Here is an 18,825-nt window from a genome sequence, read left to right on the forward strand (position 1 = left end):
GCGTCCCCGCGTTTGCGCCGGAGCCCCCCGGACAGACAGGGTGGAGGCATGGAAGAGAGCCGCGCCGCCGCCGCGCACGAGACCGATGCACTCCTCAAGGCGACGGGCGGCATCCCCGACCCCGCCGACCTGCAGGGCCTCGCCGACGAGGCGGTCGAGCAGGTGCGCGCCTGGCTCGAGGACGCGCGCGGCCACGAGGCCGACTTCGCCGCCCAGCAGCTGGCCGCCGCGCTCAAGGAGCCGGGCGGCCTGGACTTCATCGTGCGCTTCGTGGACCACGTGATCCGCCCCGAGGACCCCGCCATCGCGGCCCGCGCGCTGCGCGAGCTCGCCCAGCAGCGCCCGGGCTTCCTGCCGCCGGCCCTGCGCGCCGTCTTCGACGTCGGCGGCCGCGCCGCCCCGCTGGTGCCGCGCATCGCCGTGCCGGTGGCACGCCGCGTGCTGCGCCAGATGGTCTCCCACCTGATCGTGGACGCCCGTGACAAGCAGCTGGGCAAGGCCCTCGAGACGCTGCGCGACGAGGACACGCGCCTGAACATCAACCTCCTCGGCGAGGCCATCCTCGGCAAGGGCGAGGCCGACCGCCGGCTCGAGGGCATCGCCGAGCTCATCCGCCGCGACGACGTGGACTACGTGTCCGTGAAGGTCTCCGCGGCCACCGCCCCGCACGCGCCCTACGCGTACGACGAGGCCGTGGAGGACATCACCGCCCGCCTCACGCCGCTCTACGAGCTGGCGCGCGAGAAGCGCACCTTCGTCAACCTGGACATGGAGGAGTACCACGACCTCGACCTGACGCTCGACGTGTTCATGGGCCTCCTGGAGAAGCCGCAGCTGCGCGACTACGAGGCGGGGATCGTGCTGCAGGCCTACCTGCCGGACGCCCTGGGCGCCATGATCCGCCTGCAGGAGTGGTCCGCGCGTCGCGTCGCCAGCGGCGGGGCGCCGATCAAGGTGCGCGTGGTCAAGGGCGCGAACCTGCCCATGGAGCAGATGCAGGCCTCCCTCATGGGCTGGCCGCTGGCCACCGTCGCCTCCAAGCAGGAGGCGGACACCAACTACAAGCGCGTGCTCAACTTCGCGTTCACCCCCGAGCACCTCGCGAACGTGCGCATCGGCGTGGCAGGCCACAACCTCTTCGACGTCGCGCTGGCCCACCGCCTCATGGAGCGCCGCGGGCTGCCGAAGGACGCGGTGGAGTTCGAGATGCTGCTCGGCATGGCCACCGGCCAGGCCGCCGCCGTGAAGAGGAGCGTCGGCTCGCTGCTGCTCTACACCCCCGTGGTGAAGCCCTCCGAGTTCGACGTGGCGATCTCCTACCTGGTGCGCCGTCTCGAAGAGGGGGCCTCCCACGAGAACTTCATGTCCGCCGTCTTCGACCTGGACGCGGACCCGGCGCTCTTCGACCGGGAGCGCGAGCGCTTCCTCGCCTCCCTGCGCCGGCTGGACACCGCCGTGCCCCGCCCGGCCCGCGGCCAGGACCGCTCGCGCGGCGTGGACGGGGAGACCCCTGCCCCCGTGGACGGCTTCGCCAACACCCCGGACACCGACCCCTCGCTGCCCGGCAACCGCGCGTGGGCCCGGCAGATCCTCGAGGCGATCCCGCGCTCCACCCTGGGCACGGACACGGCCCGGGAGCACGCCGCCACGAGCGCCGAGCAGGCCCGCGCTGCGATCGCCGCGACCGAGGAGCCCGGCGCCCGCTGGGGCGCACTGACCGGCCACCAGCGCGCGGACGCCCTCGACGCCGTCGGGCGGGCCCTGCACGCCGGCCGCGCCCGCCTGCTCGAGGTGGCCGCGTCCGAGACCGGCAAGACCCTGGACCAGGGCGACCCCGAGGTCTCCGAGGCTGTGGACTTCGCCCACTACTACGCACGCCTGGCCCGCGGCCTGGACGAGGTGGAGGGCGCGCGCGCCGTGCCCGTGCGCCTGACGCTCGTGATCCCGCCGTGGAACTTCCCCGTGGCCATCCCCGTGGGCGGCGTCCTCGCGGCGCTCGGCGCCGGCTCGCCCGTGGTGTTCAAGCCCGCCCCGCAGTCCGAGCGCACGGGCGCCGTGGCGTGGGAGCTCATCGTGCAGGGCCTGCGGGACTCCGGCCTGTTCGAGGGCGACGGCGCGCTCGCCGGCGTCGACCCGGCCGACCTGGTGCGGCTCGTGACGATGGCCGACGAGGACGAGGAGGAGGTGGGCACCGCGCTGGTGACGGACCCCGCCGTCGAGCGCCTCATCCTCACCGGCGGCTACGAGACCGCCACGCTGTTCAAGGGCATGCGCCCGGACCTGCACCTGCTGGCCGAGACCTCCGGCAAGAACGCGCTGATCGTCACGCCCTCCGCGGACCTGGACCTCGCCACCCGCGACGTGGTCACCTCCGCGTTCGGCCACGCCGGGCAGAAGTGCTCCGCCGCCTCGCTCGTGATCCTGGTGGGCTCCGTGGGCTCATCCGAGCGGTTCCGCCGCCAGCTGCTGGACGCCGCCTCGTCCATCCACGTGGCGCACCCGGACGACCCCCGCGCGCAGATGGGCCCCGTGATCGAGGAGCCCGGCGAGAAGCTGCGCCGCGGCCTCACCGAGCTCGGCGAGGGGGAGTCCTGGGCGCTCGAGCCGCGCTCCCTCGACGACACGGGCCGGCTCTTCAGCCCCGGCGTGCGCGCGAACGTGCGCCCCGGCGCGGACGCGCACCTCACCGAGTACTTCGGCCCCGTGCTCTCCGTGATGACGGCCGCCACCCTCGAGGAGGCCGTCGAGCTCGCCAACGCGGTGGACTTCGGCCTCACCTCCGGCCTGCACTCGCTGGACCCGGAGGAGATCGACTACTGGCTCACGCACATCCAGGCGGGCAACCTCTACGTCAACCGCGGCATCACCGGCGCCATCGTGCGCCGCCAGCCGTTCGGCGGCTGGAAGCGCTCCGTCGTCGGGCCCACCACCAAGGCGGGCGGCCCGCACTACCTGCGCGGCCTGGTGGACTGGGAGGACGTGCCCACGTGGCTCACGAGCCCCGAGTCCTCCTCGACGGAGACCGCCGAGGGCACCGCGGGCGGCGTGGACCCCTCGTGGCTGCAGACCGCGCGGAAGCTGGACGAGAAGGCCTGGACCACCGTGTTCGGCGCCGACCGGGACATCTCCGCCCTCGTCGCCGAGCGCAACGTGCTGCGCCATGTGCCCACCCCCGTGCTGGTGCGCTGGGCATCCGGCCCGGCGGAGCACCTCCTCCGCGTGGTGTCGGCGGGCCTGCGGGCCGGAGCGCCGCTGACCGTGAGCCTGAACCACGTGCCCTCCACCGAGCCCGGCAGCGCCGCCGACCTCTCGGCCGCCGCCGTCCGCGGCCAGGTGGAGGAGCTCGCCCGCTCGGTCCGCAAGGACCACGCCGAAGGCGGCGTCACGCCCGTGGCCGTCGTCGTGGAGGACGCCGCCGCGTTCCACGAGCGCGCTCGGCGGATGGCCGAGGTGCCGGCCACCGCGGAGGGCGGCGGGGACGCCCGCATCCGCCTCGTCGCGGACTGGACGGGCGACCGCGACGGCGCCGTCGCCGCCCGCGCCGCGCTGAACGAGGCGCTCGGTGACTCCCCGGACGTGGCGGTCTACGCCGGTCCCGTGGTCTCGGCGGGCGAGGTGGAGCTGCTGCCCTTCCTCCACGAGCAGGCCGTCTCCGTCACCGCGCACCGCTTCGGCACCCCCGATCACCTCACGGACGAGGTGCTCTGACGGCTCGGCGTCGGCCCCGTCCCGGTGAGGGGCGGGGCCGAGGTCCGGCAGGGGCCCGGGACACCGCGTCGGATCCCGGCGGGGCGGGTGTCGGAACCGTGGGATGTGGGGCACCATTGGTCGGGTGAACAACAGACTTCTGATCGTCGCCGCACTCTCGCTCGGCGCCGCGGTCCTGGTCCTGGTCGCAGTCATCGGCAGTGGCGCCTGGTGGGTGTTGGCCGCGATCATGATCGCGCTCCTGATCCTGGCCATCCACGACGTGACGCAGAAGCGCCACGCCATCCTCCGCAACTACCCGGTCATCGGGCGGATGCGGTACCTGCTCGAGTCCATCCGACCCGAGATCCAGCAGTACTTCATCGAGCGCAACTTCGACGGCAAGCCCTTCGACCGCGACACCCGCTCCCTCGTGTACGCCCGCGCCAAGGGCCTGGACGCGCACAAGGCGTTCGGCACCGAGCGGGACACCTCGGAGATCGGCTACGAGTTCCTCCTCCACTCCTCCGCGCCCGTGAACGCGCCGGAGGAGCCCCCCACGGTGCGCATCGGCGGCCCGGACTGCACGCAGCCCGCGGACATCTCGCTGATGAACATCTCCTCGATGTCCTTCGGCTCGCTCTCCGCCAACGCGGTGGTGGCCATGAACAAGGGCGCCGGCATGGGCGGCTTCATCCACGAGACCGGCGAGGGCGGCCTCACCAAGTACCACCGCGGCAACGGCGCGGACCTGTTCTGGGAGATCGGCTCCGGCTACTTCGGCTGCCGCAACGAGGACGGCACGTTCAGCGCTGAGCGCTTCGCCGCCAAGGCCGTGCTCCCCGAGGTCAAGGGCATCACCGTCAAGCTCTCGCAGGGCGCCAAGCCCGGTCTGGGCGGCATGCTGCCCAAGGAGAAGATCTCCAAGGAGATCGCCGAGGCCCGCGAGATCCCCATGGACCGCGACTGCCTGTCCCCGGCCTCGCACTCCGCGTTCCGCACCCCCCGCGAGATGGTCCGCTTCATCGGGCGGCTGCGCGAGCTCTCGGGCGGCAAGCCGATCGGCATCAAGTTCTGCGTGGGCTCCCGCGTGGACGTGCTCGCCATGTGCAAGGCCATGTGGGAGGAGCGCATCGCTCCGGACTTCATCATCGTGGACGGCTCCGAGGGAGGAACCGGCGCCGCCCCGCTGGAGTACTCGGACCGCGTGGGCACCCCGCTCACCGAGGGGCTCATGCTCGTGCACAACGCCCTGGTGGGCACCGGCCTGCGCCACATGATCAAGCTCGGCGCCGCCGGCAAGGTGGCCACCGGCTCGGACATCGTCAAGCGCCTGATCCAGGGCGCCGACTTCACCATGTCCGCGCGCGCCATGATGATGGCCACCGGCTGCATCCAGGCGCAGAAGTGCCACACGAACGAGTGCCCGGTGGGCGTGGCCACGCAGGACCCGCGCCTGGCCCGCGCCGTCGACGTGGAGGACAAGTCGAACCGCGTGTTCAACTACCACCGCCTCACCGTCCGCGAGGCGGTGCAGATCATGGCGTCCATGGGCGTCTCCCACCCGTCTCAGCTGAACACCCGCATGATGCGCCGCCGCGTGGACCACCTGAGCACCCGTTCCTACGCGTCCATCTACCACTGGCTGCGCACGGACGAGCTGCTCAACGACCCGCCAGCCGGCTGGGACCTCGACTGGGAGGAGGCGGACGCCGACCACTTCGGTGAGCACGCCCGGATCGACTACCTCACGGACCGCAACCCCGAGTGGCGCTCCGAGCTGGCCGCCCCGGGCCGCGACGGCGAGCAGGGCCAGGCGCCCTCGGCCCTGTCCCGCGCCGGCTCCTCCCTCGCCACGAAGGACCGGATCGCCGTCGAGCCGCGGGATGCGAACGGGGTCTCGCTGAGCACCTCCCCCATGCCGAGCGTCGCCTCCCTCAAGGAGGGCGAGACCCTCTACGGGCGCACGGTGGGCCGCCTGGCCCAGGCCGTGGGCCTCGGCAAGGACGACGACGCCTCCGCCAGCCCCGTCCCGGGCCCGTCCGGGGACTCGGCGGCGGCCGCCAAGACCGACGCCGACTGGTCCGACCAGTCCCCGCGCCGCGGCCATGCGGACGACGCGAGCGAGCTGCCGCCCGAGGCCGGGGCACGCCCCGAGCGCCAGGACGGCGAAGAGGCCTCCGACGGCGACACCACCGGTCGCGTCGAGGAGGAGCCGCGCGGCGAGGGCCGCGTCGTCTGACCCGACCCGCCGTCCCCCTCGACGAGCCCTGCACTGCTGCCCCTGTCCGCCCCGGACAGGAGCAGCAGCGCAGGGCTCGTCGCAGGAGGGGGCATACCCTGGGGCCGTGACCCCGCCCTCCGTACCCGCCCGCCAGCCCGGCCGCCCCGGGGACGTCCTGCTGCTGACGGTGCTGCTCGCCGCCATGGCCGCCGGCCCGCTGTTCAACTACGGGGTGGCCAGCTCCTCCGCGCTGGTGATCGAGCGCCTGGGCGTCACCTCCGGCCAGCTCGGCACCGTGCTCACCGTGGTGTTCGGCGCCGCCGCGGTCACGTCCGTGTGGCTGGGACGCCTCGCGGACAGCCTCTCCTCGCGCGCACAGATGGGCATCATCTTCGGCGGTGCGGCCCTGGCGCTCGTGGTGGGCGCGTTCTCCACCACGCTCTTCGCGCTCTACGCGGCGGCGGCGCTCGCCGGGGTCACCCAGGCGATCTCGAACCCGACGACGAACCGCATCATCCGCGAGGTCGCCCCGCCTGAGCGGCGCATCGGGTGGATCGGGGTGAAGCAGTCCGGCGTGCAGCTCGCGCAGCTCTTCGGCGGCCTGTTCTTCCCCGCCGCGGCACTGGCCCTCGGCTGGACGGGCGCCGCGCTGGGGGCGGCGCTCGTGGCGGGCGTGCTGGGCGTCGTCGCGTGGGCCACGGTGCCGCCGCTCCCGGCGGGCTCTTCCGCGGCCGCGGCGCACATCCGGCACGACGACGGCGCGCCGCGGGCCGCTGAGGGTCCCGCGGGTGCCGGAGCGCCGACGACCGGCCGACGCGGTGGGCGCGGGCGGCTGCCGGCGAGCGTGTGGTTCTTCGCGGCGATCGCGTTCCTCACGGGCCTTGGCATGCAGGCCGTGAACGCGTACCTGCCGCTGTTCGCGGTGGAGACGCTCGGCCAGTCCCTCGTCGTCGGCGGGGCGGCCGCCGCCGTCTCCGGGGTGATCGGGGTCTTCTCCCGCATCTGGTGGGGCCGCCGCATGGCCGCCGGGCATCGGCCCACCACCCTGCTCGCGGCGATCTGCGCCGGCTCGCTGCTGGTGGTGGCCGCCCTCCTGGCCGCCGACGTGAGCCACGCGCCGGCCCTCCTGTGGGCGGCCGCCGTGCTGCACGGGCTCACCGTGCTGGGTGCGAACGTGGTGATCAACGCCGGGATCATGGACGGCGTCCCGGCCGGGCAGCTCGGCGATGCCTCGGGGACGAACGCCATGGGCATGTATGCCGGCTTCGCGTGCGGACCGCTCGTGATGGGCCTGCTCCGCGACCACACCGGGGACTTCCGCCTCGGCCTGCTCGCGGTGGGCGGGGCGTACCTGCTGGGACTCGGGGTCACGTGGCTGCTGCGGCGCCGTGTGGATCGGGGCCGGTCCGGCGCGTGAGCCGCGGCGCACGACGAAGGCCCCGATCCGTGGGGATCGGGGCCTTCGGTGATCGTCCGTCAGCGCCTCAGGCGCCGGGGACGGAATCCTCAGAGGAGGAAGATCAGATCTTGGTCACGTTCGCGGCCTGCAGGCCCTTGGGGCCCTGCTGGGTCTCGAACTCGACGCGGTCGTTCTCCTGGAGCTCCTTGAAGCCCGAGCCGGTGATGGCGGAGAAGTGCACGAAGACGTCCGCGGACTGATCCTCGGGAGCGATGAAGCCGAAGCCCTTTTCAGCGTTGAACCACTTGACGGTACCGACAGCCATGATGGTGTCCTTTCGATGTGCCCCCGGAGGGGCGATGTGGGAACCGGTGGCCACTGTGGCCTCCGGGTGAAGCGGCAGAACTGAACCGCGTGCCCACACTCATCGTTCCGACCGGGGCCGGGACTGACAAGCAGTGATGTTACGGGATACAGCTTGGATCAACTTCAAGGTTCATACTGCCACGGATTCGACCGCCTGGCGACCACGGGGTCGATGTTCATCGGATGTTCGCCTGTGAGCGCAATCTGGGGCCGTTCCAGTCCGTGCGGATCCCGGCTCCGGGGCGCTCCTCAGAGCGCGGTGAGCCCGTGGAAGAGGTTGCGATGCAGCGCCGCGGGCGGGCGGGCGTCCGTGTGGTCCGCGAAGCCGGAGACCTCCAGCAGGGCGACGACGTGATCCCCGGCGGGCACCTCGGTGTGCAGGCTCGTCTCGAGCCACAGGGAGGACCCCTCGAGCAGGAGCGCGCCGTTCGGGCTGACGTGCACGTCGATCCCCGCGAGGCGGTCCCCGGTACGGGAGGCCAGCTGCCCGCACAGGTGCGCCTGGTCCTCCGCGAGCAGCGACACGCCGATCGACTCGGCCCGGCGCAGTCGGGGCCACGTGCGCGAGGTCAGCTGTGCGGAGAAGGAGACGAGCGCCGGCTCCCACGAGACGCCCACGCTGAAGGAGGAGGAGACCATCACCTCGGGGTGCCCGTCCACGAGGCCGGCGACGGCGACGACGCCGGTCGGGAACGCCGCCAGGCCGGGGCGCAGGCGATCGCGGGAGACGTCGGCCTGCCAGGCGGGGTGGGCGCCGGCAGGCCGGCAAGGGGCGTGGTGGTCGGTCAGGGTCAAGGTCATGGCGCGGGTCCTCTTCGTGACGGACGCGGCTCCGCGAAGGGCGGTTCACCTGAGCGGATCGGCGTGATCCGCGGAGACGCGAGTACTTGCCCGTCGGGGTCCTCCGCCGGGCCGAATCCTCACCTGGAGCACCCCACTACTGCGTGAGAGGGTTGCCGCCCCGCCGGCCAGGGCCGTGATGACGGGGACTCGTGATTCTGGGGATCAGCCTACGGAGGGGTCCGAGGGATGGTCAAAGCGGCCCGGGGGGCGGGCGACGCGCGGGGTCACGGAGGGTGCGTCGATCGCCGGGAGGCTGAGGGGGCGGCGCAGAGAAGCTTGTTCGCGACCTGAGCTGGGGTGGAGCGAAGCATAGAAATGTGATGCTTGACACATGCTCCTGGCCGCAGTCAGGATTCAGTCATTCGAGAGGGGGGGGGAGCTCGAGACCGCGACCCGCGGCCCCCGCAGGCGGTTCTTTGGAAGGAATCGGATCATGCGGATGGACATGAAGAAGAGGATCATGGCGGCGTCCACCGGTGCGGTGATGGCGGCGTCGCTAGCGGTGGCTCCCGTGGCGGGGGCTGCGACCGCGCCCGTGGGAGGGGAGACTGCTACCCCGGACGCGTAATGTGCCGAGGAGTACTGGACAAGCACCGCCGTGACATCGAACACGTTCAAGCAGTCGTACTCCGCCTACTCGTCAGTGTCCGGGGCTCCCGGAGTCAGGCTCACTATCGCCACCGGGCGCACGTTCGGTGTCAGTGGCGACATCACAGGCGAACTCTCTGGCGATGTGAGCGCCATTGTCGCTGGCGTCTCCGCCAAGGTCGGGACCCGTGTGGGAGTCAGCTACTCGTCTACGAATACCTTCAGCGGTGCTTGGACCGTGCCCAGCACCTACACGAACGGTGGAAAGCTCGCCATCGGCGCCAAGCAGGCACAGGGAACATGGAAGCGTCAGATGCTGAACCGCAGCTGCGACGTGGTCACGCTGCGCAGCGGCTCGTTCTACACCCCGTGGCAGCAGTTCTACTTCCAGCACTTCAAGCTCTGATGCGGTGAGCGGTGCAGCGTCGGGCGCCGGGCGCCGGACGCTGCACCCCCCCTATTCCCCCCCCCTACGGACAGGCATGTCATGTTCCCTTTGTCTCCTTCACGTCGCTTGGCCGCCCTCGCCGCCGCTGTGCTCGTCGGCACGACGATCTCCGGGTGCTCCGCCTCTCAGTCCGACACTCCGACCCCCTCGGGCACTTCCACGGCTGTCGCCAGTGCGACCCCTTCGGAGTCAGCCGCCACGAGCGGCTCGTCCGATGCCGGGGCCCAGGCCCCGAACGCGGCAGAGGCTCTCCCCGCGGCTCTGTTCGAGGAGGGGGGCATGACCCTTGAGGAGTTCGCACGTCAGAATCCGGACTCCGACTCCATCGATGTGGAGCAGGAGTCCGTCCTGGAGGAGAGGGTCGGTCGGGGCACCCAGGAGATCACGGTGGATGCCCAGAAGGGCGCGGTCCTTCGGGTCGTCCTGCTCTGCCCCTCCGATGCGACTGGCAAGACGGACATCCACGTCTCGAGTGGCGATGGCGATGAGAAAACGTGGATGGCCGGATCGGAGGCCCTGTGCGGCGGGTGGTCCGCAGCGACGCCTCCCATAGAACAGGCCGGGCCAGTGACCTTCACGGTCACCGTGGACAATGACGAGCCCTACCGGGTGGCGTTGACGGTTCCCTCCGAATGACGTCCCGACCGCCCCAGAGCTCGCGAGTCCAGACGAGCACTGGTGAGGGTTCTCGCCGTGTAGGACCAGCCTGGCCCTCCTTCCCCGCCGTGCGGTTGCTGCGCTTGGTGGCCGGGGCGCTCGCTGTGGCCCTGGTCCTGGGCCTTGGTGTCCAGGCCCAGGCCACACAGCGGCTCAAGGCCCTCGTCGACAGCAGCTGGCGCGGGTCCTATGACCTGATCGTGTCCGCACCCGCGGCCGCACAGAGCGCGGCAGCCCTCATGGCCCCGCTGGACACGGCCGCCTGGACGAGCTCAGCCGAGCGCCTCAGCCCGGCCGATCTCGACCGCATCCGGGCGGTGCCCGGTGTCGAGGTGGCCGCCCCGCTCGGCGACGTCGGCGTGCGCAGCGTGGCCAACCAGGACGCCGTCATGATCGGCTACCCCGCGGACGGCAGCGTGGAGGGTCCCCACGCGTTCGACCTGGACGCGCGGGTGAGCACGGACGACGGACTCGGCCCGCGCCCCGTGCTCGGCATGGACGCCACACTGATCGGCTCCTTCTCCGACGGGCCGATCGCGGACGCCCGTCCGCTGCTGGACGATCCCGCCCTCTGCGATCCGGCCCCTCCCGAGCCAGGCCCCTGCACGGACGTCGAGCTCCCCACCCTTGCCGTCGGTCCCCGCGGTCAGACGCCTCCGCCCGCCCAGCGTGAGGTCCCGGCCGGCACGTACTGGGCCGCCCCGTGGGCGGACCCCGACCCGCAGGGCAATCGGATGATCGTGGTGGACGCCGCGGCTGAGGCGCAGCTGTTGTCCCTCGGCGGGCACCCCGCCGCCGCCGACGCGTTCCGCGTGCTAGCGCAGTCCTCGCCCGCCGGCTTCCTCCCGGCTGTCGTCGACAGGCTCTCCGGCGCCGCAACCGAGGAGGCTGAGGCGCTCGTCAGGGCGAAGGATCGGCTCCCTGCCTACCTCCAGAGCCTGGCGGATGCGGCCGGACGGCCGGTGGACTCACTCACCGCCGTCCCGCTGCTCGCCACGAGCGTCGGGTCTGCGCCCCTGACCCTCGAGGTGCGCGCGGCCCCGTACCGGGAGCCGGTCACCCGGCTCGACATCGAGCAGGCGCCGGTGGATCCGCGGGACCCCACCGCGCCCCGCGGCATCGTGGGGATGCCCGTGTGGGCGCTGCCCGCCGGCGGGACAGCGACGCAGGACGAGGTCTCCACCTCCGACGTCTCAGGCCGGTTCGGCGGCCTGGGGCTCGGGGTCACCGTGGTCCCCGTGCCGGGGTTGACCACGGGCCGGGACCCGGTCCTGAGCTACGACTCGCCCCGCCTGTCCCTGGTGCAGGAGACGCGGACCCTGACCCGGCCGGCGTCTGCGGACGAGCCCCTGGCCGAGGCCGCCTCCGTGGAGACCGCCTCCGGCACGCTCCCCGGCCGGCCCGACGTCGCGGTCACCCGGGCGCTGCCGGCCTCCACGTCCCGGGAGTCCGCGTACTACACGGCCACTGACGATGGCCGACGGTTCGGAACCGGGGACGCGCCCCTGCTGGTCAGCGTGGGTACCCTTACGCCGGAGCCGGACGCCGCACTCGCGGGGATCGCCCCGCTGCTCACGGATGTCGAGCTGCCCACCACCCTGGTAGCGGACCCCGACGGAACTCCGCGGGACGTCCGGCTGCGGCCCGCCTCCACCGGGTTCGGTCTCGCCAACCAGATGCCCGCCGCCTACGTCGACGCCGCCTCCGCGGGGGCACTCGGACTGGAGCGGCCCTTCAGCACCGTCCGCGTCCGGGTGGCCGGTGTGGGGGAGGACCTGACGCCGGAGAACCTCGCGACGATCGACGCCGTCGCCCAGCGCCTCGAGGCCGCCGGGTTCGCAGCGGTCACCGTGGCCGCCTCCAGCCTGGCGCCCCGCGAGATGCAGGTGGTGTCCTACCGGTTCGACTCCACGGAGGGTGATCCCCGGACGGGGCCGCTCGGCACCGTGCGCCAGCTCGGCCCGGAGCTCGCCGCGTCTCAGCGGGTCTCCGCGGCCGTCGGGACCGCGGGGACCTCGCAGACGGTGACGGTGGTCGTCCTGCTGACCGCCCTGGCGGGGCTGTGCGTGGCCGCCGCGCTGCAGCCACGGCGCCACCGGGCGGGTGTGCTGGCGGTCCATGGGTGGACACGCAGCGCCACCGTGACCCGCCACCTCCGCGAGGACGCCGCCACACTGACGGTGCTCGTCGGTGCGGCAGCCGCACTCGCCGTCGTCGGCACGATGTCCAGGAGCCTCGGCGTGGCGCCCCCGTTGGTGGCCGTGGGCCTCGGGGCGACGGCGGGGCTGGCCGGGGCCGTGGTGCTTGCGGCGGTGCTCGCGGCCCGCCCCGCCGCGTCGGCAGGTCGGGAGGGGAGCGTCGGCACGGCCCGACCGGCCCGCACCCCGGCGGCGCTGCTGACCCGGTGGACCGCGCGCACGTGGCCGCGGCTGCTCACCGGCGCGGCATACCGAGCGGCCGTGGCAGCCGGTGCCGGCCTGCTCGTGGCCGTCGTCCTGCAGGCCCGCCGCGAGGCCGGCGTCTCCGTGCTGGCCAGCGCCGCCGTGGCCCAGGACCTGCCGTTCCGCCTGGTGCTGGGTGCGCTGGCCGCCGTCGTGGGGATGGTCCTCCTGGTGCAGCTGCACCGGGTGGAGGGCCCGGACGTCCGGGGGGAGGCCACCGTGCTCCTGCTCGCCGGCTGGACCCGTTCCCGGCTGCTGGGACGCCACGTGCCCGCCCTGGCCGTGGAAGCAATCGCGGTCGCGGTGGTGGCCGGCGTCGTCCTGGCGCTGCTCACCCCCCGCCCGGACCTTCCCCTCGTGGCGGGAGCGGCCGGCGTCGCCCTGCTCCTCACCCTCGTTATCACCCTGCTCACCCGGCGAGCCCAGCTCGCCCGCGCCTGGAAGGGGCAGCCCGCATGAGTGTGATCGCGCCCGTGCTCACCCTCGACCGCGTCCAGGTCGGCTACCGCCATCCCGACGGCGGCACCCGCGTGCTCGTCGAGTCCCTGGACTTGACCCTTGCCCCCGGCGACGTCGTCGGACTCTGGGGCCGCTCCGGCACGGGGAAGTCCTCCCTGATCCGCCACCTGGCCGGGCTGTCCCGCCCGCTGTCCGGACGGATCATCTACCGCAGCCCCGACGGATCGCTGGCCGGGGAGGTCGCGGACCTCTCGGCCGGGGATCTCGCGCGGTACCGGCGGGTGCACCTGGGCTACGTGGACCAGTCCTGCGAGCTCATCGGCGAGCTCTCCGCGCTCGACAACGCGGGTGTGTGGATCCACGGCGGGCGCCTCGCGGGGTCTGTGCCCGAGGCACAGCAGACGGTCCGGGGCCAGCTCGAGCGACTCGGACTGGGGCACCGGCTCGGCGCGCCCGCCTCCCGGCTGTCCGGGGGCGAAGCCCAGCGGGTGGCGCTGGTCAGGGCCCTCTCCAAGCGGCCGCACCTGATCGTGGCCGACGAGCCCACCGGCCACCTCGACGGCTCTGCGGCCCGCGAGGCCATCGCGCTGCTGCGCGAGCACGCCGCGGCCGGGGCCGCTGTACTCGTGGCCAGCCACGACCCTCTAGTCCACGCAGCCGTCGACCGGGCCGTCCGCGTCGGCGAGGACTGACCCCGATCGCATCGACAGAGGAGCGTTCCATACCCCGCACCATCTCCACACCTCCGCTCTCACTCCCCTGCACCCGCTCGAACACGCTCGACGCGGTCCTCGCCGTCGCTGCCCTGACGGTGTCGGCCTGCGCGAGCGAGAGGGAGGGACCCCGTCCGGTCACCTCCGCCCACGTCCAGGCCGTGGGGAAGGACGACTGAGGGAGCGCCCGGGCCCCCGCGGTCAGCCCCGCCCGGCCCCGTCCCGCCCGCGCAGCGCGTCCAGCTGCCGGCGGTCCCGCTTGGTGGGCCGACCCGCGCCGCGCTCGCGGTAGGGGACGGACAGCAGCTCGTGCGGCACGGGCGGCGGCGAGTGGTCCACGTACTGCTTGACCGCCACCGGCGCGCCCACGCGCTTGGAGATCAGGCCGGTCACCTCGAGGATCCGCTCGCGGCCGTCCTGCCGCACCCGGATCCGGTTCCCGACGACGACGGACGCCGCCGCCTTCACCGGCTCGCCGTCCACGCGGACGTGGCCGGCCCGCACGGCCGCCGTCGCGGCGGAGCGGGTCTTGTAGAGGCGCACGGCCCAGAGCCACGCGTCGATCCGGACGGTCCCCCCGCCTGCAGGCCCGCTCATTCCGCCGCCCCGCTCACTCGGAGCGCAGGGCGATGGCGGCGCCGTGCGCGGGCAGGCCCTCGTCGGCCGCGAGCGCCTCGATGCCCTCGGCCACCCCGGCCAGCCCCTCGGCCGTGTAGCGGATCACCTGCTGGGAGCGCAGGAACGTCACGGTGTTCAGCCCGGAGGAGTGCCGCGCGGTGCCGGAGGTGGGCAGCACGTGGTTGGACCCGGCGGAGTAGTCCCCGAGCGGCACGGGGGAGTGCGGCCCCACGAACACGGCGCCGGCGTTGCGCACCCGGGCCGCGACGGCGTCGGGGTCGCGCGTCTGGATCTCGAGGTGCTCGGTGGCGTAGCGGTCCGAGACCTCCACGGCCTGGTCCATGTCCCGCACGAGCAGCACGCCGGACTGCGGCCCGGTCAGCGCGACGCGGACCTGCTCCTCGTGCAGCGTGCCGGGCACCTGTGCCTCGATCGCGGCGAGCACGTCCCGCGCGAGGTCCTCGGAGTCCGTGATGAGCACGGAGGCGGCCAGGGGGTCGTGCTCGGACTGGCTGACGAGGTCCGCGGCCACGAAGTCGGCGCGGGCCGTGCCGTCCGCGATCACGGCGATCTCGGAGGGGCCGGCCTCGGCGTCCACGCCGATGGTCCCCTGCAGGGCGCGCTTCGCCGCGGCCACGTACACGTTGCCCGGCCCGGTCACCAGGTCCACGGGCGCGCACAGCCAGCCGCCGTCGTCGTCCCGGACGCCGAGCGCGAGCATGGCCACGGCCTGGGCGCCGCCCGCCGCGTAGACCTCGTCCACCCCCAGCAGTGCGCAGGCCGCGAGCACCGTGGGGTGGGGCAGGCCGCCGTGCTCCCGCTGCGGGGGCGAGGTCACGGCGAGCGCGCCCACACCGGCCGCCTGCGCGGGCACCACGTTCATCACCACGGAGGAGGGGTACACCGCGCGCCCGCCGGGCACGTAGAGGCCCACGCGGCCCACGGGCACCCAGCGGTTCTCGACGACGGCGCCCTCGCCCAGCTCCACCCTGGATCCGGCGGGCACCTGCGCGGCGTGGACGAGACGGGCGCGGCGGATCGACTCCTCGAGTGCGGCGCGGACCCGGGGGTCCAGCGTCGCGAGCGCCTCCGCGAGCGCCTCGACGGGCACGCGCAGGGACGCCGGGCGGACGCCGTCGAAGCGCTCGGCCAGGTCCAGCAGGGCGGCGGCACCGCGCTCGCGGACCTCGTCGATGATCGGCGTGATCGCGGGGACCATCGAGGCCACGTCCACGTCCGCGCGGGGGATGATGCTGGACAGGTCCGCCGTGGCGGTGTCCACGGCGCGGAGATCGGTCACGGAGAGCACGGGGATCCTCCAGGGGGTGCAGGTGGGCGGCGCCGCTCCGGAGGGAGCGCTCGGCCACGGGGCGGGCGGGCGGTCAGGCTCCATTGTGCTCCGATCCGGGCGGCGTTCGGCCGCGGATGCCAGACTGGCGCCATGCTCAGCCTCGCCTCCTCCGCCCTGTTCCCCGGCCTCGTGCGCCTGGCTGCCGCCGCCGAGGTCCCCGACGAGGTGCAGGACGGCGTCCGGGGCACCTCGGACGCCGCGGCCGAGGCCCTCGGGGTGACCGGCGGCGCCCTGTTCACGGCGGCCATCGCGTTCGTGCTCGGCTGGGTGGGGGTGTGGCTCGCGTTCCAGGCGGTGCGGCTGCTCATGCTCCGCCGCGCCGAGCTGCGCCGCCAGATGGCCCCGCTGAGCCTGCCGCTCTCCCTCGCCGGCGCCTCCCTCGCCGCCCGCCTGGCGCTCGGCGTCACGGCGCGCGCGGAGACCTGGTACCGCGGCGCCGCGTTCGTGCTCATGGTGGTGCTCGTGGCCGCGCTGGCGTGGGCGGCGTGGCGGATCGTGGACCTCGTGGAGAAGCGCATCCTCTGGCGCTACCGCGAGGTCGGGGTCAACGACCGCCGCGAGCGGCGCATCCGCACGCAGACCATGCTGATCCGGCGCATCCTCAGTGTCGTGATCGTGGTGATCGCGATCGCCGCGGTGCTCATCTCCATCCCGGAGGTCCGCTCGCTCGGCGCCGGCCTCCTGGCGTCCGCCGGCCTGATCTCCGTGATCGCCGGCCTTGCCGTGCAGTCCACGCTGACCAACGTGTTCGCGGGCGTGCAGCTGGCCTTCACCGACTCCATCCGTGTGGGGGACGTGGTGACCATGGACGGCGTGTTCGGCACGGTCGAGGAGATCACGCTCTCCAACGTGGTCGTGAAGATCTGGGACGGTCGGCGGATGGTCTACCCGTCCTCCCACTTCACCACCGAGCCCTTCGAGAACTGGACGCGCGTGGGCTCGGCGGTGGCCGGCGTCGTCGAGCTGGACGTGGACTGGCGCGTGCCGATGGAGGACCTGCGGGCGCGGCTCGCCGCCCTGCTCGAGTCCACCGAGCTCTGGGACGGCAAGGAGAACGCCATGCAGGTCACGGACGCCGTGGGCGGCATGGTGCGGATCCGCGCGGTGGTCTCCGCCAAGAACTCCGGCGAGCTGTGGGACCTGCGCTGCCTCGTCCGCGAGGACCTCGTGGCCTTCCTGCGTCAGGAGCACCCGGAGGGCATCCTCACGCAGCGGCACGCGGAGGGGCAGTCGGCCCCGCAGCTCGCCGCGCACGAGCCCGCCGCCCCCCAGGACGCGGCCCCCGGCGCGGCCCACGGGAGCGCTCCGGCGCCCGCGTCGCCGGGACGTGGCCGGGAGCCGGCCGCCCAGACGATGCGGATCCCCGCCGTGCGGCCCACCACCGCGCCGCTCACCCGCGTGGACGAGCATTCGGCCCTGTACACGGGATCGATCACCGCGGTGCAGCGCAATGCGGAGATGGCCGGGCCCGGCGAGGACGCGTTCGCCGAACGCCGGGCCCAGCGCGACGCGCAGCGCGAGGCGGACGGCGGGGGCCAGGCCGGAGCCCACGCCGCCCGCCCGGATCAGCGGACGCTGGACCCCGACGAGGCCGGCGGCTCCTCCGAGAAGGCCTGACCCGCGCCCTCCCCGTGCGCGTCCGGCGCGAACGGGTGCTGCTCGCGCAGCGGCTCGGAGCGGGGCAGGCTGCGCTGGAAGTCCGGGTCCGTCTCGGCCACGTGGCTCGGGGCGTCCGGCGTGGTGCCCGCCGAGGCCTTCACGCACAGCACGGGCTGGTCGAGCTGCTGGAGGAGCTCGTCTGAGACCGAGCCCATCACGAAGCGGCCGAACCCGCCGCGGCGGCGCAGGCCGATCACCACGAGGGAGGCGTCCAGCTCGGCCGCCACGTCCTTCATCTCCTGCACCGTGGAGCGGCCGCGCGCGTACTGGCGGAACTCGGCGTCCACGCCCGAGGCGTCGAGGCGGGCCTGCACGCCCCGCTGCTGCGCCTCCGTGACGAGGGAGTCGGTGCGGTGCTCTCCGCCCGGGCCCGCGTTGACCACGACGACGCGCTCGCGGGTGGAGCGGGCGATGTCGAGGGCCTTGTCGAGGGCGGCGTCGCCCGAGTCGCTGGGCTTGTAGCCGATGAGGATGGTCATGGGGCTCTCCTTGGTTCGCGGGGTGGGGGACAGGGCGGTTCAGCGCCCCACGGCGTGGTGGCGCAGGTACTCCAGGTGCGCGGCCACGGTCTGCTCGGCGACGCGGCCGACCGTGCCTCCGACGCCCGGGTAGATCATCGGGGTCAGCTCCTCGGGGGTGATCCGGGCGAGCACGTCCTCCTCCAGCTCCTCGAGCGCGGCCTCGATCTGCGCGAGGCGGCCCTCCCGATGGTGGCGGTAGTCCCTCGCCACGACGTCCAGCGGGGCGGGGACGGGGCCGTGCGCCGGCAGGACCGTCAGGGGGCCCGCGGCCTCGAGGCGGCGCAGGCTGTCCAGGTAGTCGGCCAGGGTGCCGTCCGGGTGGTCGAGCATCGTGGTGCCCGCGCCCAGGATCGTGTCGCCCGTGAGCACGGCACCCGCCTCGCCCGCACCCGGGAGCACGAAGCAGCACGAGTCCGAGGTGTGCCCCGGCGTGTGCCACGCGAGGATCTCCACCCCGGCGAGGGCGCCGCCGTCGTCGGCGAGACGCTCGCCGTCGAGGAGCGGCTCGCCCCCGCCCCGGCAGTGCTCCGGGAGCGCGGCGCGCACGGGCGCGCCGGTGGCCTCGTGGAACACGTCCGTGCCGCCCGTGTGGTCCGCGTGGCGGTGCGTCACCAGGATCAGGCCGATCGGCCGTCCCCCGGCCGCCCCCAGGACCGCGTCGAGATGCTCGTGCGCGCCCTCCTCCGGCCCCGGGTCCACCACGACGACGGCGCTCGCCTCCGGCGCGCCCACGACGTACGTGTTGGTGCCCGCGAGGGTCATGGGAGAGGGGTTGTGCGCGGTCACGCAGCGCACGGAGGGGGCGGGCGTCAGCCCGGGAGTTTCGACGGCCTCGGTCATAGGGTCGAGTG

The 18,825-nt window shown here is 73.7% G+C and carries 13 protein-coding genes and 1 riboswitch; of the genes, 7 read left to right on the plus strand and 6 right to left on the minus strand.

The features are described 5' to 3' along the window. The first annotated feature begins 48 nt into the window (after window positions 1-48). The 3 genes from KZX60_RS05430 to KZX60_RS05440 all read left to right on the plus strand — a co-directional run bounded on the left by KZX60_RS05430 (window position 49) and on the right by KZX60_RS05440 (window position 7,328). Window positions 49-3,708, plus strand: coding sequence for a bifunctional proline dehydrogenase/L-glutamate gamma-semialdehyde dehydrogenase (locus tag KZX60_RS05430; RefSeq protein WP_248116223.1), 3,660 nt, complete (start codon window positions 49-51; stop codon window positions 3,706-3,708). Window positions 3,709-3,811: 103 nt separating this feature from the next. Further along, window positions 3,812-5,929 carry an FMN-binding glutamate synthase family protein gene (locus KZX60_RS05435; RefSeq protein ID WP_248116225.1) on the plus strand — a complete coding sequence of 706 codons (2,118 nt, stop codon included), beginning with the start codon at window positions 3,812-3,814 and terminating at the stop codon, window positions 5,927-5,929. Window positions 5,930-6,035: 106 nt separating this feature from the next. Further along, a complete protein-coding gene (locus KZX60_RS05440) occupies window positions 6,036-7,328 on the plus strand; it encodes an MFS transporter (RefSeq protein ID WP_248116227.1) in 1,293 nt (430 codons plus the stop codon). Between the two features lie 103 nt (window positions 7,329-7,431). On the opposite strand, the gene KZX60_RS05445 is transcribed toward KZX60_RS05440, so the two are convergent. Continuing rightward, window positions 7,432-7,635 carry a cold-shock protein gene (locus tag KZX60_RS05445; RefSeq protein WP_248116229.1) on the minus strand — a complete coding sequence of 68 codons (204 nt, stop codon included), beginning with the start codon at window positions 7,633-7,635 and terminating at the stop codon, window positions 7,432-7,434. A gap of 290 nt (window positions 7,636-7,925) precedes the next feature. Then, window positions 7,926-8,477 (minus strand): flavin reductase family protein, encoded by a 552-nt coding sequence (locus KZX60_RS05450; RefSeq protein WP_248116231.1) that lies wholly within the window; start codon window positions 8,475-8,477, stop codon window positions 7,926-7,928. A 77-nt stretch (window positions 8,478-8,554) separates the two neighbouring features. Then, window positions 8,555-8,674: riboswitch (SAM riboswitch) on the minus strand. Between the two features lie 1,160 nt (window positions 8,675-9,834). Here KZX60_RS05450 and KZX60_RS05455 point away from each other — a divergent pair. The 3 genes from KZX60_RS05455 to KZX60_RS05465 all read left to right on the plus strand — a co-directional run bounded on the left by KZX60_RS05455 (window position 9,835) and on the right by KZX60_RS05465 (window position 13,804). Further along, window positions 9,835-10,191, plus strand: a complete 357-nt coding sequence (locus tag KZX60_RS05455; RefSeq protein WP_248116233.1) for a hypothetical protein — start codon at window positions 9,835-9,837, stop codon at window positions 10,189-10,191. 89 nt (window positions 10,192-10,280) lie between these two features. Continuing rightward, window positions 10,281-13,112, plus strand: coding sequence for a hypothetical protein (locus tag KZX60_RS05460; RefSeq protein ID WP_248116235.1), 2,832 nt, complete (start codon window positions 10,281-10,283; stop codon window positions 13,110-13,112). Then, window positions 13,109-13,804 carry an ATP-binding cassette domain-containing protein gene (locus KZX60_RS05465; protein ID WP_248116237.1) on the plus strand — a complete coding sequence of 232 codons (696 nt, stop codon included), beginning with the start codon at window positions 13,109-13,111 and terminating at the stop codon, window positions 13,802-13,804. Before KZX60_RS05460 ends, KZX60_RS05465 begins: the two co-directional genes overlap by 4 nt. A gap of 222 nt (window positions 13,805-14,026) precedes the next feature. Here KZX60_RS05465 and KZX60_RS05470 read toward each other — a convergent pair whose 3' ends face one another. Continuing rightward, on the minus strand, window positions 14,027-14,422 hold the full coding sequence (locus KZX60_RS05470) for an RNA-binding S4 domain-containing protein (RefSeq protein WP_248116239.1): 396 nt from the start codon (window positions 14,420-14,422) through the stop codon (window positions 14,027-14,029). Between the two features lie 13 nt (window positions 14,423-14,435). Continuing rightward, entirely contained in the window at window positions 14,436-15,752 is a 1,317-nt protein-coding gene (gene hisD, locus KZX60_RS05475) for a histidinol dehydrogenase (protein WP_248116241.1), read from the minus strand. Between the two features lie 132 nt (window positions 15,753-15,884). Between hisD and KZX60_RS05480 the strand changes: the two genes are divergently transcribed. Further along, window positions 15,885-17,411: a mechanosensitive ion channel domain-containing protein gene (locus KZX60_RS05480; RefSeq protein WP_248116244.1), complete on the plus strand. Its 1,527-nt coding sequence runs from the start codon at window positions 15,885-15,887 to the stop codon at window positions 17,409-17,411. Here KZX60_RS05480 and KZX60_RS05485 read toward each other — a convergent pair. Next, window positions 17,360-17,932, minus strand: a complete 573-nt coding sequence (locus tag KZX60_RS05485; RefSeq protein WP_248116245.1) for a universal stress protein — start codon at window positions 17,930-17,932, stop codon at window positions 17,360-17,362. The genes KZX60_RS05480 and KZX60_RS05485 overlap by 52 nt on opposite strands. 39 nt (window positions 17,933-17,971) lie before the next feature. After that, window positions 17,972-18,814: an MBL fold metallo-hydrolase gene (locus KZX60_RS05490; RefSeq protein ID WP_248116247.1), complete on the minus strand. Its 843-nt coding sequence runs from the start codon at window positions 18,812-18,814 to the stop codon at window positions 17,972-17,974. Window positions 18,815-18,825 lie beyond the last annotated feature (11 nt).

The sequence above is a fragment of the Micrococcus sp. EYE_212 genome (assembly GCF_023147585.1).
GTDB lineage: Bacteria > Actinomycetota > Actinomycetes > Actinomycetales > Micrococcaceae > Micrococcus.

Bases quoted from the DNA above. Each gene is read 5' to 3' on its own strand.
- KZX60_RS05485 (WP_248116245.1), bottom strand. From the start codon at position 17,932: ATGACCATCCTCATCGGCTACAAGCCCAGCGACTCGGGCGACGCCGCC.
- KZX60_RS05435 (WP_248116225.1), top strand. From the start codon at position 3,812: ATGTGGGGCACCATTGGTCGGGTGAACAACAGACTTCTGATCGTCGCC.
- KZX60_RS05470 (WP_248116239.1), bottom strand. From the start codon at position 14,422: ATGAGCGGGCCTGCAGGCGGGGGGACCGTCCGGATCGACGCGTGGCTC.
- KZX60_RS05490 (WP_248116247.1), bottom strand. From the start codon at position 18,814: ATGACCGAGGCCGTCGAAACTCCCGGGCTGACGCCCGCCCCCTCCGTG.
- KZX60_RS05480 (WP_248116244.1), top strand. From the start codon at position 15,885: ATGCTCAGCCTCGCCTCCTCCGCCCTGTTCCCCGGCCTCGTGCGCCTG.
- KZX60_RS05445 (WP_248116229.1), bottom strand. From the start codon at position 7,635: ATGGCTGTCGGTACCGTCAAGTGGTTCAACGCTGAAAAGGGCTTCGGC.
- KZX60_RS05450 (WP_248116231.1), bottom strand. From the start codon at position 8,477: ATGACCTTGACCCTGACCGACCACCACGCCCCTTGCCGGCCTGCCGGC.
- KZX60_RS05430 (WP_248116223.1), top strand. From the start codon at position 49: ATGGAAGAGAGCCGCGCCGCCGCCGCGCACGAGACCGATGCACTCCTC.
- KZX60_RS05465 (WP_248116237.1), top strand. From the start codon at position 13,109: ATGAGTGTGATCGCGCCCGTGCTCACCCTCGACCGCGTCCAGGTCGGC.
- KZX60_RS05455 (WP_248116233.1), top strand. From the start codon at position 9,835: ATGACCCTTGAGGAGTTCGCACGTCAGAATCCGGACTCCGACTCCATC.